The sequence below is a fragment of the Parahoeflea alexandrii genome (assembly GCF_024105735.1).
GTDB lineage: Bacteria > Pseudomonadota > Alphaproteobacteria > Rhizobiales > Rhizobiaceae > Hoeflea > Hoeflea alexandrii.
On record NZ_JAAAML010000003.1, the window covers coordinates 202,270 to 215,893 of the forward strand.

14 protein-coding genes and 1 tRNA gene are annotated in these 13,624 nt (G+C 64.2%); 12 read left to right on the forward strand and 3 right to left on the reverse strand.

Going from position 1 to position 13,624, the window contains the following annotated elements:
* Window positions 1–24 precede the first annotated feature (24 nt).
* Entirely contained in the window at window positions 25–471 is a 447-nt protein-coding gene (locus GTW23_RS15830) for a hypothetical protein (protein ID WP_252916463.1), read from the reverse strand.
* A 178-nt stretch (window positions 472–649) separates the two neighbouring features.
* Here GTW23_RS15830 and GTW23_RS15835 point away from each other — a divergent pair, with 178 nt between their 5' ends.
* Complete coding sequence (locus GTW23_RS15835) at window positions 650–1,567, forward strand: DUF1499 domain-containing protein (protein WP_252916464.1); 918 nt, start codon at window positions 650–652, stop codon at window positions 1,565–1,567.
* A gap of 8 nt (window positions 1,568–1,575) precedes the next feature.
* Here the strand turns inward: GTW23_RS15835 and GTW23_RS15840 are convergent, their stop codons facing one another.
* Window positions 1,576–2,490 (reverse strand): MBL fold metallo-hydrolase, encoded by a 915-nt coding sequence (locus GTW23_RS15840; RefSeq protein ID WP_252916465.1) that lies wholly within the window; start codon window positions 2,488–2,490, stop codon window positions 1,576–1,578.
* Between the two features lie 173 nt (window positions 2,491–2,663).
* On the opposite strand from GTW23_RS15840, the gene GTW23_RS15845 reads away from it, so the two are divergent.
* A complete protein-coding gene (locus tag GTW23_RS15845) occupies window positions 2,664–3,245 on the forward strand; it encodes a biotin transporter BioY (RefSeq protein WP_252916466.1) in 582 nt (193 codons plus the stop codon).
* Between the two features lie 216 nt (window positions 3,246–3,461).
* Window positions 3,462–3,535: transfer RNA gene (locus GTW23_RS15850), tRNA-Gln, on the forward strand.
* 57 nt (window positions 3,536–3,592) lie between these two features.
* Here the strand turns inward: GTW23_RS15850 and mobA are convergent.
* Window positions 3,593–4,210 (reverse strand): molybdenum cofactor guanylyltransferase MobA, encoded by a 618-nt coding sequence (mobA, locus tag GTW23_RS15855; RefSeq protein WP_252916467.1) that lies wholly within the window; start codon window positions 4,208–4,210, stop codon window positions 3,593–3,595.
* Window positions 4,211–4,475: 265 nt separating this feature from the next.
* Between mobA and GTW23_RS15860 the strand changes: the two genes are divergently transcribed.
* From GTW23_RS15860 to GTW23_RS15900, 9 genes are all read left to right on the forward strand, one after another.
* Entirely contained in the window at window positions 4,476–4,835 is a 360-nt protein-coding gene (locus GTW23_RS15860; RefSeq protein WP_252916468.1) for a cupin domain-containing protein, read from the forward strand.
* 90 nt (window positions 4,836–4,925) lie between these two features.
* Window positions 4,926–6,665 (forward strand): acetate--CoA ligase, encoded by a 1,740-nt coding sequence (gene acsA, locus GTW23_RS15865; protein ID WP_252916469.1) that lies wholly within the window; start codon window positions 4,926–4,928, stop codon window positions 6,663–6,665.
* On the forward strand, window positions 6,662–8,668 hold the full coding sequence (gene pdhA / locus GTW23_RS15870; RefSeq protein WP_252916470.1) for a pyruvate dehydrogenase (acetyl-transferring) E1 component subunit alpha: 2,007 nt from the start codon (window positions 6,662–6,664) through the stop codon (window positions 8,666–8,668). The genes acsA and pdhA overlap by 4 nt, the downstream gene beginning before the upstream one ends.
* Complete coding sequence (locus tag GTW23_RS15875) at window positions 8,668–10,056, forward strand: dihydrolipoamide acetyltransferase family protein (protein ID WP_252916471.1); 1,389 nt, start codon at window positions 8,668–8,670, stop codon at window positions 10,054–10,056. Before pdhA ends, GTW23_RS15875 begins: the two co-directional genes overlap by 1 nt.
* Window positions 10,053–10,298: an acyl carrier protein gene (locus GTW23_RS15880; protein WP_252916472.1), complete on the forward strand. Its 246-nt coding sequence runs from the start codon at window positions 10,053–10,055 to the stop codon at window positions 10,296–10,298. Before GTW23_RS15875 ends, GTW23_RS15880 begins: the two co-directional genes overlap by 4 nt.
* 145 nt (window positions 10,299–10,443) lie before the next feature.
* On the forward strand, window positions 10,444–11,658 hold the full coding sequence (locus tag GTW23_RS15885; RefSeq protein ID WP_252916473.1) for a TsoY family (seleno)protein: 1,215 nt from the start codon (window positions 10,444–10,446) through the stop codon (window positions 11,656–11,658).
* A 153-nt stretch (window positions 11,659–11,811) separates the two neighbouring features.
* Window positions 11,812–12,186 (forward strand): DUF2946 family protein, encoded by a 375-nt coding sequence (locus GTW23_RS15890; protein ID WP_252916474.1) that lies wholly within the window; start codon window positions 11,812–11,814, stop codon window positions 12,184–12,186.
* A gap of 175 nt (window positions 12,187–12,361) precedes the next feature.
* Window positions 12,362–12,880, forward strand: coding sequence for a copper chaperone PCu(A)C (locus tag GTW23_RS15895; RefSeq protein ID WP_252916475.1), 519 nt, complete (start codon window positions 12,362–12,364; stop codon window positions 12,878–12,880).
* Window positions 12,881–12,883: 3 nt separating this feature from the next.
* A complete protein-coding gene (locus tag GTW23_RS15900) occupies window positions 12,884–13,525 on the forward strand; it encodes an SCO family protein (protein WP_244615210.1) in 642 nt (213 codons plus the stop codon).
* Window positions 13,526–13,624 lie beyond the last annotated feature (99 nt).

The following is a 13,624-nucleotide window of genomic DNA, read 5'->3' on the forward strand; positions in this document are numbered from 1 at the left end:
CGTCAGAACCCGTCATCCCGACAATCAGAGCTTTTCGAGCACCGCCACGAAGGCTCTTGCGAATTGAACCAGGCCGGCTGTCGCTGCGTCGGCCTCAGCAGTCTCGACGCGGTCGCCGCCGGCGCTGAGCAGCACCAGTCCGAACCGCCCGCCATTCTGCCGTGAGAGGCAGACAACGGCGATCCGCTGAGCATCCTCTACAAGCCCGGAAGCGGGAAGATCAAAAAGAAACTCGCCGCCGATCACCTTGGCGGCATCGCCGACAGCATCGGCAAATCCGCGATCGGCGATGTCGCTGAGATCGAGCGCAAGATCGAGTTCGACCAGATCCAGCGCCAATGGGGCAGGGCTGCCAGGCTTTCGCGCCAGTTCGTGTGAGTCTGGAACGGGGGCAGGCATTTCGCCTGCGGAAAGCATGGATGCCGGCCGTGTCGGGCCGTAAACGGGCATTGTCCGGGCGTCTGCCGCCATGGTGGATCTCCTTCGGAACCTCAAAACCTGTCCGGTCTGATCTGCCCCCCGGATGAATAGTCCGCAGCAAGCATGGCTGAAGTGAGGCGCTTGCCGCGGCAGCCATGAACGGCTAATGAATTCAATCACAACCAGTCGCGCATCCCGCGCTCCATCTGCCGGAGACCCTGGCCGCGCCATGCCCTTCCGTCCCGTCCGCCCGCACTCCATTGCCGCCGCCTGGTCGCGCAAACTCGGCCGCTTCGCCGTGCTTCTGGCGTTGATGGCGCTGGTGCTGCACCGTGTCGGAACGCTGGAAATGCCCAATGCGGTTGCCGCCATCCTGCTTTCGGCAGTGATCGCGGTGTTCGTGCTGGGGCTTTCGATGATCGGCTTCTTCATGCTCTGGCATATCGGCGCGAAAGGTGGCCACGCCTCGTTCAGCGGCATGGTCATGGCATTGATCATCCTGATTCCGGTCGGGCTTGCGGCCAGCCGTTTCGTGCTTTTGCCGCGGATTCATGACGTAACCACCGACATTTCAGATCCGCCGCAATGGCTTGAGCCCCCCGCGGTTTCCAGCTCTTGGATGCCGCGCTCCGATGCTGAAGACCCTGCCAAGCGCCGCCTGCAGGCGGGAGCCTACGCACAGGTCACCGGTCGGCGTTACGAGGGAGCGATCGACCGTGTGCTGCTTGCCGTTCAGGCTGTGGCCCAGGAGAAAAAGTGGACGCCGGTGGCCAATGTCGGGGTTGAGGCGCTGGTCGATGGTCTCGAGCCGAACCCTGCGGGCAACGAACAGCCCGACGAGGCAGGGACCTCGAACGGTGAGGCGGACCCGGCGCGGGCGCCATTGCCTGCGCCACGCCCGGACATTGAGAACGAGCCCCTGGCGCCGCTTCCAACCTTCGCGGTCATCCAGTACCGCGCCCGCACGTTGGTACTCGGCATCCCGCAGGATGTCCTGGTCCGCCTGTCGGAAGAGGAAGAGACCACCTTCGTCGACATGCGCGCGGCGACGCGGGACGGGGATCACGACCTTGGACTGAACGCCGAACTGATCCGCGCATTCCTGCAGGATCTTGACGTGCGACTGCTGGGGATTGCCGGCGGCTAACGGTCAGGTCAGGCGGGCCGGTACTCGCTGTGAATGGCCGGAGGACCCTCGGTCACCACTTCCCCGCGCCCGACCAGGTCTTCCAGATGCGCCAGCACCGACAGCGCCGCTGCGCCATGCAGCCGCGGATCGGTGTCGCGGTAGATCGCCTTGACCATGTCGGCAATCAGCCGGTCGCCTTTCTCTACGCGGCCGAACACGGCACGTTCACGCATGCGCCGGTGCGTCTTGAGCGCCCGGACGAACTGCCGCGGCTCCTTCACCGGTCCGCCATGCCCGGGCAGATAGAACCGGTCGTCACGCTCGAGCAGCATGTCGAGCGAGGCCATGAAATCGCTCATCGCCCCGTCCGGTGGTGCAATGATCGATGTCGCCCAGGCCATCACGTGATCGCCTGAAAAAACCATGTCGGTGTCGCCGCCGGTCAGTGCGAAGGCCGCATGGTTGGCGGTGTGTCCCGGCGTGTGCAGTGTTTCCATCGCCCATCCGTCTCCAGAGATCACGTGGCCGTGGCCGGCGGCGATATCCGGCACGAAATCCATGTCCGCGCTTTCCTTCAGTGGATTGACCTCGCCCGTGTAAAGCGGCCGCGCCGCCCGGTGCGGTCCCTCTGCCACCACCGTGGCGCCGGTCTTTTCTTTCAGGCGCGCGGTCAGCGGTGAATGATCCCGGTGGGTGTGGGTGACGAATATGTGGCTGACCGGCCGGCCCGCGATCGCCGCTTCGAGCGTGCGCCAATGGCTCTCGTCCTCCGGGCCCGGATCAATCACCGCAAGTGTATCGCCGCCGACAATGTAGCTGTTGGTGCCGTGAAACGTCAGCGGCCCGGCATTGGGCGCGGTGACCCGCAAGATGTCCGTGGCAACGGGCACGGCCTCGCCATGGGCGGGCTCGAAAGTCTTGTCAAACTGCGGTTCGGTCACGCATCTCTCCGGTCTGTAGCTCGATCCGGCCTGTCGTGCCGGGGTCGGCGGTCCTTTGTGGACGGCCCTGGATTTGGGCCGGACTGTCTTGCTGTCGGACGGCTAAGTCAATATACCGCTTTCAATGAGCGGTCGCATTGGCGCGCTCTTTCGAAATTTCCGGAGATAGATCCATGGCCACTGTTCCCGCCCGTTCGTTCGCACAATCGCTTGCCCCCGAAGGCGTTGCCGCACGTTACGCCACCTACGGCGCGCTCGTCCTCTTCGGCAGCCTGCTGATTGCGCTTGCCGGCAAGGTCACCGTTCCCTTCTGGCCGGTTCCGGCAACGCTGCAGACGCTGGCGATTTTCGTCATTGCCGCTGCCTTCGGCCGCAAGCTGGCGCTGGCGACACTGGCCGCCTACCTCGTCGAGGGTGCTGCCGGCCTGCCGGTGTTCACCAATGGCGGCGGCCTGGCCTATTTCGCCGGCCCCACCACCGGTTACCTCGCGGGCTTCGTCGTCGCCGCCGGCCTGACCGGCTGGGCCGCCGACCGCGGCCTTGACCGCAACGCCTTCAAGCTGTTTGCCGTCAACCTGGCCGGCACCGCCATCATCCTGCTGCTCGGCGCCGGCTGGATCGCCATCGCCTTCGGCCCGGAAAAGGCGCTTGCCTGGGGCGTCGGCCCGTTCATCGCAACCGACGTGATCAAGGCAGCCCTTGCCGCGGCCGTGGTTCCCGCCGGCTGGCAGATCGCCAACCTGTTCCGCCGCTAACCGCCGAAACAGACCGCAAGCCCCCCAAAGGGCTGCGGACCGAAAATCTGAAACCCGTGCGGCGACCGGCCGCGCGGGTTTCTTTTCATCGTGGATAATCCTCGATCCCGTGCGGTTTCCGCGCTTGTGATCGGACGCGTCATTTGCTATCCCCCCGATGCTTCCGGGCGTTACCGGTTTGCGCCGGGCGGACGATCCGCCTGCCCGGGGAAGCGTTGGGGTATAGCCAAGCGGTAAGGCAGCGGTTTTTGGTATCGCCATCCCTGGTTCGAATCCAGGTACCCCAGCCACCTCTGATTTCAGCCGCCGATCCGGTTTCCGCGCCCCGCACCAAGCGGCGTTTCCCGCTACGAACCGAACCTGCCGAGAAAGACCTCCGCCTCCGCCAGTTCCCCGGGCGTGTTGGCGTTGAAGAACGGATCGGGCGCGCCGTCGTGCTCCGGCTCGAAATCACAGAAGACCGGGTCGTGCCGGGCGGCCCAGACCTGCACCTTCATCGTCTCGCCGCTTGCGAGCCACCGTGCGAGGTCCTCGCGCAACGCCACCGGCCACAGCCCGACCACCGGATGCCGGTTGCCGTTCGAACGCGCCAGAACGATGCGCCCGGGGCCCGAAATGGCGCTGAACCGGGCGACCAGATCGAGCGGCAGGAACGGCGTATCGGTGGCGGCGCTGACCAAATGGGTCACGCCGGGCAGTTCCGCCGCCCATTCCATCCCGGTCAGCACGCCGGCCAGCGGGCCGAGATGGCCGCCGATCGTGTCGGGCAGCACCGGCAGTCCGTACTCAAGATAGGGCGCCGGATCGGAGTTGGCGTTGATCGCCAGCCGTTCCACCTGCGGCGCAATCCGGCCGATCACCCGCTTGATCATCGGCTGGCCGGCAAGCAGCTTAAGCGGCTTCTCGCCGCCCATCCGCCGCGACAGGCCGCCCGCCAGGATCAGTCCGGCAATCGTGCTGCTCAAGCTTCTTCCCCCTGGCTTGCCTTCCGCGATGCTACAGCGATTTCGCTTAAACACCAATCCGGACGGGTCCGTGACCGCGACTTCATTCTTGACTGCCCTGCCGGGGTGTCCTACCCCGATTGCAAGTGAAGTTTAAGTCTAAACAAGGCCTTGGGAAGGCACTTGCGGAGCGCCATCCGCATGGCCTTGCTCGGGTTTTCAAATGCAGCTGCCGCGGGCAGGCCGGTCCACGCTTCCCGCGGTCCGGCACTTTCAAGGAATGACGATGATTGATCTCAAGAGCTTCGGCGACCTTTCGACCCTCGACCTCGGCGCATTCGCGCCCAAACCGACAAGCTTCACCGATGGCCAGGTCGAGGCGGCAAAACAGCTCTGGGCTTCTGACGACGGCGTGAGCCAGGTCGGCGTCTGGGAATGCACGCCGGGGCGTTTTTCCGCCGACCGGACCAAGTCCTCCGAAATCTGTCACATTCTCTCGGGTTCCGCCACGGTTGTGGGCAAAGAGGGCGGCGACGAACGCAGGATCGGTCCGGGAGACATCCTCGTTCTGCCGCTTGGCTGGGAAGGCGAATGGACCATCCACGAGCAGGTCCGAAAGACCTACGTGCTGACCCGCAAGCCCTGATCGCAGCCCTGCCTCTGTTCCGTTTCGTTGACGCACATCAATGCTCCTCCTTCCTGCCGCCGCAATACTGGCGGGCAGGGAGGATTGCTGATGTGGGATACCATCAAGAAACCCGAGGCGCTTCGTGCCCAGGCGCAATTGACGTCCGGTGTTCGCGCCGGGCTTTCCTGGGCGAAGATCGAGGATGAACTGCTCGACGGCCTCCCGGACGGTGGCCTCAACATAGCTTATGAAGCAGTCGACAGGCATGTCGCCAACGGCTTCGGCGCTGACACGGCGCTCCGGTGGCTGGGCAAGTCCGGTGATCGCCGGGATCTCAACTATGCCGATCTGGGCGCTGCGTCGTCCCGCTTTGCATCAGTGCTTGCCGGGCACGGTCTCGGCCGCGGGGCCCGGGTGTTCTCGCTGCTGGGGCGCCAGCCCGAGGTTTTCTACGCCGCACTCGGCACACTCAAGGCCGGCATGACCTTCACGCCCCTGTTTTCCGCCTTCGGGCCCGAACCGATCCAGACCCGCATGGAGATCGGCGAGGCTAACGCGCTGGTGACCACCGAAGCCATCTACCGGCGCAAGATCGAGCCCTGGATCAAGGACATCCCCTCGATGCGGCTGGTGCTGATTGTCGGCGATGACGCGCCGGAAGGCTGCGTCGCGCTTGGTCCAGCCATGGAACAGGCATCCCCAGAGTTCGACACGGTGCACACGCAGCCCGAAGACGAGGCGCTGATTCACTTCACCTCGGGCACCACCGGCCGCCCCAAGGGCGCCGTCCACGTCCACAAGGCGGTGGTCAACCACGCTTCCACCGGCCGCTACGCGCTGGAGCTGAAGCCCGGCACGGTCTACTGGTGCACCGCCGATCCGGGCTGGGTCACCGGCACGTCCTACGGCATCATCGCGCCGCTTGTGAACCGCGCCACCCTGGTCATCGACGAGGCCGAGTTCGACCTCGAGCGCTGGTACGCCACGCTTGAGCGCGAGAAGGTCGAGGTCTGGTACACCGCACCCACTGCCATCCGCATGATGATGCGGGCAGGCAGGGACGCCGCCAAGGGCCACGACTTCTCGGCTCTGAGGTTTCTTGCTAGCGTCGGCGAGCCGCTCAATCCCGAGGCCGTGGTCTGGGGCAACGAGGTCTTTGGCCTGCCGTTTCACGACAACTGGTGGCAGACCGAGACCGGCGGCATCATGATCGCCAACACCATGGAAATGGATATCAGGCCCGGCTCGATGGGAATGCCCCTGCCGGGGATCGAGGCGGCGGTGGTCACCGTCGAAGGCGGCAATGTGAAGCCCTGCAAACCCGGCCAAATCGGCGACCTCGCATTGAAGGCTGGCTGGCCGTCGATGATGCGGGCCTACCTGCATGAGGAGGCGCGCTATAAAAAGACCTTTGCCGGCGACTGGTACATCTCCGGCGACCTCGCGATGCAGGACCAGGACGGCTATTTCTGGTTCGTCGGCCGGGCCGACGACCTGATCAAGTCGTCGGGGCACCTGATCGGGCCGTTCGAGGTCGAAAGCGCCCTGATCGAGCACGAGGCGGTGGCCGAGGCCGGCGTCATCGGCCTGCCGGACGAAACCGCCGGCGAGGTGGTCAAGGCCTATGTCTCGCTCAATCCGGGCTTTGAACCGTCTGAGGAGCTCGAGAAATCGATCCGCGGCCATGCCCGCAAGACGCTTGGCCCTGCGGTCGCCCCGCGCACCATCGAGTTCCGCAAGACCCTGCCGAAGACACGATCGGGCAAGATCATGCGCCGCCTGCTCAAGGCGCGCGAACTGGGCCTGCCCGAAGGCGACATTTCCACGCTGGAGACGGACGAGTCATGACCAAGGCCGAAAAGACCCACCTGACGCATGCCCATGTCACCGAGCTGCTCAAGGGCATGATCCGCATTCGCCGTTTCGAGGACAAATGCGCAGAGCTTTACACGCAGCAGAAAATCCGCGGCTTCCTGCATCTCTATGATGGCGAGGAGGCGATCGCCATGGGGTTGATCTCCGTTCTCGGCGAAAACGACCGCATCGTCGCCACCTACCGCGAACATGGCCATGCCCTGGCCCGCGGCGTGCCGATGCCGCAAGTGATGGCCGAGATGTACGGCAAGGCCGAGGGCTGCTCCGGCGGTCGCGGTGGCTCCATGCATCTGTTTCATGCGCCTAGCAACTTCTTCGGCGGCAACGCCATTGTGGGTGGCGGCTTGCCCCTGGCGGGCGGGCTGGCGCTCGGCGACAAGCTTGCGGGCGCCGATGGTGTGACCGTCTGTTTCTTCGGCGAAGGTGCGGTCGCCGAAGGTGAGTTCCACGAAACCATGAACCTCGCCGAACTCTGGGATGTTCCGGCGCTGTTTGTCTGCGAGAACAATGGCTACGCCATGGGAAGCGCGCTGGCGCGCACGGAATCCGAGACCGATATCCACGCCAAGGCAGCCGCCTACGGCATTGCCTCGGAAGCGGTCGACGGCCAGGACGTGGTCGCGGTCGAAGCCGCCGCCCGCCGTGCCATCGCCAGCATTCGCGAGACCGGTAGACCCTATTTCCTTGAGTGCCGCACCTATCGCTTCCGCGCCCATTCGATGTTCGACGCCCAGCTCTACCGCGACAAGGACGAGATCGCCAGCTTCCGCGCCAAAGGGCCGATCGTCCGGTTCCAGAGTTGGCTGCTGGAAAACCACCTGCTTCAGGACAGCGACATCGCTCGCATCGAGGCCGAAGTTGACGCTGAAATCACGGAGGCCGTGGCCTTCGCCGAAGCCGGAACCTGGGAGCCGGTGGAAACGCTGACCCGCCATGTCATCGCCGACGATGCGCCGCCGCCGCCGGTTCCGGCTGCGCCATCGGGAAAATCCCAGGAGATCACCTACCGCGAGGCGGTCAAGCAGGCGATCCGCGACGCCATCATCCGCGACGAGCGGGTTTTCCTGATGGGCGAGGATGTCGGTGCCTATGGCGGCTGCTACGCGGTAACCAAGGGGCTGATGACCGAGTTCGGCGAGACCCGCATCCGCGACACGCCCTTGTCCGAATCCGGGTTCACCGGCTTCGGCATCGGCGCCGCGGCAGCGGGCTTGCTACCCATCGTCGAACTGATGACGGTCAATTTCTCCCTGCTGGCGCTTGACCAGATCATGAACACCGCCGCCACCATCCGCCACATGTCCGGCGGGCAGTTCGGCGTGCCCCTGGTGATCCGCATGGCGACCGGTGCGGGCAAGCAGCTCGCGGCCCAGCACTCGCACAGCCTCGAGGGCTGGTACGCCCACATTCCCGGCCTTCGGGTGCTGGCACCGGCCACGGTCGAGGATGCGCGCGGCATGTTGTGGACGGCGCTGCAGGACCCGGACCCGGTGCTGATTTTCGAAAACGTCATGCTCTACAACATGACCGGCACGCTGGATGACGCGGCGGGTGCGGTGGACATCGACCGCGCCGCGGTCCGGCGCGAGGGCAGGGATGTGAGCCTGATCACCTATGGCGGCTCGCTGTGGAAGACGCTGGAAGCAGCCGAGGCGCTCAGCAAAGAGGGCATCGAAGCCGAAGTGATCGACCTGCGCAGTCTGAGGCCGCTGGACGACGCCACCATCATGGCCTCGATTGGCCGCACCCGCCGGGCGGTCATCATCGACGAGGGATGGCGCAGCGGCTCGATCTCCGCCGAGATCATCGCCCGGATCAACGAACAGGCCTTCTGGCATCTCGACGCGCCGCTGGGACGGGTCTGCGCCAAGGAAGTGCCGATCCCCTATCCGAGCCACCTCGAAGCTGCATCGATCCCGCAGGTTGCCGACATTGTCGCCGCGGCCCGTGCCGCGATGGGCAGGGGCAAGAGCTGATGAGCGTCTTCGTCATGCCCTCCCTCGGCGCCGACATGGAGGACGGCAAGCTGGTCGAATGGCTGGTCAAGCCCGGCGACGCGGTCCATCGCGGCGACGTGGTCGCCGTGGTCGAAACCCAGAAAGGTGCCATCGAGATCGAGATCTTCGAGGACGGGATCGTCCAGTCGCTCGAGGCCGAACTCGGCGCCACGCTCCCCGTCGGCGCGACGCTCGCCTTGATCGGTGACGCAACCGCTGCAGCCGCGCCGGAGCTAAAACCGGAGCCGAAGCCCGCGCCACCGCCGGTCGCCGCCCGGCAGGCCGCGCCGGCTGAGCCGCAATCCGCCGAAGCCAAGCCTGAACCCGACCCCCAACCGGCACCCGTCAAGGTCTCTGTACCCGAGCCGCAGCCGGTCACGGTCGAAGCGAAAGCCCCGCTGCCGGCCACGCCGGAGCCCGAGACCCTTCGACCGAAGCTAGCGGAAACGCTGGCCGCACGCCACGAGATCGAAGTTCCTCCGTCTTCCGCTCCTATACCCCTCGCGACCGGGACCGGCAGCGGCGTAGCTGCATCTCCGGCTGCCAGAGCCCTGGCGGCGGAGAAGGGGATCGATCTGGCCGGCGTCACCGGCTCCTGGCCGGGCGGGGCGATTGTCCTCGCCGATGTCGAGCGCGCTGCCGCCGGCACGGCTGAAGCACCCGCACCGCGCACGCCGCCGGCCAAGCCCGCCAGAGGCTTTGATGTCGAGGCCATGCGGCAGGGCATCGCAGCGGCAATGACCCGGTCCAAGCGCGAAATCCCGCACTACTACATGACCCATGAGGTGGATCTGCAGCAGGCAACCGACTGGCTGGCCCGCATGAACGCCAATGTCGCCCCGGCCGACCGGCTGCTGATGGGCGCGCTTTTCGTCAAAGCCACGGCCCTGGCGGCAAAACAGGTCGATGGCCTCAACGGTCATTTCGACAAGGACGGTTTCACCCGGTCCGAAACCGTCAATGCCGGCGTTGCTGTTGCCCTGCGCGGTGGCGGGCTGGTGGCCCCGGCGATCCCGGCTGCCGATCGCTTGAGCCTCGCCGAACTGATGGCCGCGATGCGCGACGTGGTGGCGCGGGCGCGCGCGGGCCGTCTGCGCTCGTCGGAGATGACCAGCGGCACCATCACCATCTCCAGCCTTGGCGATCGCGGCGTCGACCAGATGACCGGCGTCATCTATCCGCCGCAGGTAGCCCTTGTCACCTTCGGAACGCCGCGCGCGATGGCCCGGGTGCTGGGTGACAGCATCCAGATCCGGCAGGCGGTCGCTGTCACGCTTGCCGCGGACCACCGGGCCAGCGATGGCCGGCGCGGCGCCCGTTTCCTCACAGAGATAGACAAACTTCTGCAATCCCCGGAGGCCCTATGAACCGCGACACGCTCTACGCCGTTTTCATTGAAGAACTGGTCAACGTGGCCCCCGACCTCGATGCCGGCACGATCAACAGGGATGACCAGTTGCAGGACGATCTCGAGCTCGATTCCATGGACGTGCTCAACCTCGTGGCGGCACTTCACGACAGGCTGGGGATCGATATTCCTGAGGATGACTACCTCCAGATCGAGACGCCGGCCAAGGCCGCGGACTATCTCGCTGCCAGGTGTAAATAACGTCGCTCATGGCTCAGATGAATGACGCTGGTGCGCAGGGCTTTTCCTGCAGTCCGGCGCCGGCGATTGGCATTTCCGTCTTTACATCGAATATAGTTTATATTAAATATAAAAGGATACTGATGTTGGAAGGAAAGGTTTCGCCATGCGTTATGCCCGCGCCGAAGGGGCGCCCTACACCCCGATCTATTTTCTCTCGAGTCTTGGGGCTGGCGGCCTCGCGATCTCGTTCTTCATGTATCTGATGTGGATGACTCCGCACAAAGGTCAGCCGATTCCCTCATTCACCACCTTGCAGGCCGCTCTTGCCGGCGGCGATCTGGCTACTCAGGCACTGATCATTGCCGCGGCGCTCGGGATCATCGTTTTTGCCTATCTGCACGTGCGTACACTGCTTTGGAACGTGCGGGAGTACTTCGCCTGGAAGCAGACTGCGGGATATGAGGCCTTCCTGAAATCCAACAACCAGAGCCAGCTCACCGCCATTCCGCTGGCGTTCGCCATGTCGATCAATGTCGGCTTCATCATCGGTGCCGTGTTCGTGCCCGGTCTCTGGGAGATTGCCGAATACCTGTTTCCTGCAGCTCTGGCGGCTTTTGCCGTGACCGGATACTTCGCGCTCAAGTTCTTCGGTGGCTTCTTTACCCGGGTTCTCACCGAGGGCGGCTTCGACTGCGCGCGCAACAATTCCTTCGGCCAGCTGCTGTCCGCCTTCTCGCTGGCAATGGTTGGCGTCGGCTTCTCCTCGGCGGCGGCCATGAGCCACGTCAAGCTCACGTCGGCGATCGCCTTCATGGGTTCGGTCTTCTTCCTTGTTGCGGCCATTCTGCTTGGCGCGATCTTCCTGGTGATGGGCTTCCGCGCCATGATGGAGCACTCTGCCGAGCGTGAGACCACACCGACGCTGTGGATCATCATTCCTTTCATCACCGTCATCGGCATCGCGTTCTATCGTCTCAACAAGGGGCTTGATCACAATTTCGGCGTCGAGTTTTCGGCCGGATCGGCGTTCTCGCTGCTGACCGTCCTGTTCTCGATACAGCTGGTCTTTGGCTTGCTTGGCTACATGGTGATGCGGCGGTTCGGCTATTTCGAGCATTTCGTCTCCGGTGAAGGCCGTTCACCCGGTGCCTATGCGCTGATCTGCCCCGGCGTTGCCCTGTTCGTGTTCGGCAATTTCGTCATCAATGCGGGCCTGGTGCAGATCGGGATCCTCGAAACCTTTTCGATCGCCTGGTTCGTGCTCTACGCACCGCTGCTTTACCTTCAGGTGAAGACCATCGCCGTCTATTTCCGCCTCAACGGCAAGATGCTCGGCAATCACCCGGCTCATCCGGCATCCCCTTTGCCGGCCGAGTGAACCTGCAGCAATGAGGCCGCCGCTCCGTCTGATGGACCGGCGGTCTCGGCGCATGTTGACGCAGAAGCTTTGAAACACTTGCGAGTGCCAGATCGGGGGTATATTCCTCCGGGAAGCCAATCATCGGGTGAGGACATGATCGGGAAACGCGGGTTGACACGCAGATCGGGACTGGTGCGCATACTCTGCGCGCTGTCGCTGCTGCTTGTCGCCTTCGCTCACAAGCCGCTCGTGATACCTGCCGCTGCCTATGACGGCGTCGAGATCTCCGACTATGTCCTGCCGGACGGCACGCTGCCCGATCTGTGCCTGACCGGTGCGGCGGATGACACCCATCATTCCGCATCCAACAAATGCGAAGCCTGCCGCATTGTCTCTTCGGTTGATTTGCCGTTTCCCCTTGACGGCTATGTGGTCAACCGGCTGAGATCGGCTGCCGAGCGGACGGTCCCCCAGGACGTCCGCTTCACACAGCCTGTCCTGCGCGCCAGCGCTTCCCCGCGCGGCCCGCCTCAATTCTCCTCCTGAATCCCGCAAGGCTCGCCTGAACCTGCACCTTTTGCAGTCTCTGTGCGCAGTCCTGCACGCTTGGCCGTTGAACCGGCGTCGCTATGACCGGTCGCAAGCAGGGCCAGGCTCTTTCAAACTTCAATCCGTTTGACCAAACCCCGCCCGCTCCGGGCACAATCAGAAAGCAAAAATCATGAATCGCATTGCCCTTCTTCTCTCCGCCGCTGTGCTTGGCCTGTCCTCCAGCTTTGTTGCTGCCGGTGACTACACGCTCGGCTCGCTCGAAATCGAGCAGCCCTTTGCCCGTGCCACACCGCCCAACGCCCCGGTCTCCGGTGGTTACATGACTATCCGCAACTCCGGTGCCGAAGCCGACCGGCTGATCTCGGGCGAGGCGGCTTTCGCTGACCGCGTCGAGATCCATGAAATGGCCATGGAAGGTGATGTCATGAAGATGCGTCAGCTCGCCGACGGTCTGGAAATCCCGGCCGGTGGCGAAGTCGTGCTCAAGCCCGGCGGATACCACGTCATGTTCATCGGCATCGACAGCCAGTTCAAGGACGGCGAGACCCGCAACGTCAAGCTCACCTTCGAAAAGGCCGGCAGCATCGATCTCGAGTTCGAGGTCAAGGACATCAAGGCGATGCAGGGTCATATGAAGAAAGACGGCCATGGCAACATGGACCACGGCAAGATGAAGCAGGGCGGCTAGGCGATGAAGGATGGCTCCGCCACGCAATCAGGCGCTGGCGACCGCAGTCCGCGCCTGAAGATCGGGCTCTGGGCGGCTTCGGCCGCCCTGTTCCTGCTGTCCCTGGCATTCCTCGGCTGGCAGTATGCCGTCCGGGGAACCGACCAGTCCCTGACCTCGGGCATGAGGCTCGGAACCGAATTCGAGCTTGTCGATCACAATGGTGCATCAATCACTGAGGCCGCGTTCGCCGACAGGCCGACACTGCTTTACTTTGGCTTTACCCGCTGCCCCGAAGTCTGCCCGACCACGCTTTACGAGATGGCGGGCTGGCTCGACGTGCTTGGCGAGGAGGGCAGGGACATCCAGGCCTTTTTCATCTCAGTTGATCCCGGGCGCGACACACCCGAGATCATGAAGGGCTATTCGGAAGCCTTCACCGATCGTGTCATGGGCATTACCGGCGATCCCGCCGAAATCGACAAGGTGGTCGCCGCCTGGCATGTCTATGCGGCGAAGATTCCGACCGATGATGGCGACTACACCATGGATCACACGGCGTCGGTGTTTCTCGTTGACCGGAACGGCGTCTTCAAGGGCACCATCGCCTATGGCGAGGATCCGGAGACGGCCATTGCCAAGCTCCGACGGCTGGCGGCGGGCTAGAGCAATTCCACAGAAACCGGGAACCGGTTCCGCTGAAGCTGCGTGAAAAACCAGAGCATTTCCGGTGAAAACGGCACCACCGAAAATGCCCTGGGCCGG

What these genes read in the sequence shown, in the direction of transcription:
- GTW23_RS15830 (WP_252916463.1), bottom strand. Translation starts at nt 471, where the DNA reads ATGGCGGCAGACGCCCGGACAATGCCCGTTTACGGCCCGACACGGCCG.
- GTW23_RS15835 (WP_252916464.1), top strand. Translation starts at nt 650, where the DNA reads ATGCCCTTCCGTCCCGTCCGCCCGCACTCCATTGCCGCCGCCTGGTCG.
- GTW23_RS15845 (WP_252916466.1), top strand. Translation starts at nt 2,664, where the DNA reads ATGGCCACTGTTCCCGCCCGTTCGTTCGCACAATCGCTTGCCCCCGAA.
- GTW23_RS15860 (WP_252916468.1), top strand. Translation starts at nt 4,476, where the DNA reads ATGATTGATCTCAAGAGCTTCGGCGACCTTTCGACCCTCGACCTCGGC.
- acsA (WP_252916469.1), top strand. Translation starts at nt 4,926, where the DNA reads ATGTGGGATACCATCAAGAAACCCGAGGCGCTTCGTGCCCAGGCGCAA.
- pdhA (WP_252916470.1), top strand. Translation starts at nt 6,662, where the DNA reads ATGACCAAGGCCGAAAAGACCCACCTGACGCATGCCCATGTCACCGAG.
- GTW23_RS15875 (WP_252916471.1), top strand. Translation starts at nt 8,668, where the DNA reads ATGAGCGTCTTCGTCATGCCCTCCCTCGGCGCCGACATGGAGGACGGC.
- GTW23_RS15880 (WP_252916472.1), top strand. Translation starts at nt 10,053, where the DNA reads ATGAACCGCGACACGCTCTACGCCGTTTTCATTGAAGAACTGGTCAAC.
- GTW23_RS15885 (WP_252916473.1), top strand. Translation starts at nt 10,444, where the DNA reads ATGCGTTATGCCCGCGCCGAAGGGGCGCCCTACACCCCGATCTATTTT.
- GTW23_RS15895 (WP_252916475.1), top strand. Translation starts at nt 12,362, where the DNA reads ATGAATCGCATTGCCCTTCTTCTCTCCGCCGCTGTGCTTGGCCTGTCC.
- GTW23_RS15900 (WP_244615210.1), top strand. Translation starts at nt 12,884, where the DNA reads ATGAAGGATGGCTCCGCCACGCAATCAGGCGCTGGCGACCGCAGTCCG.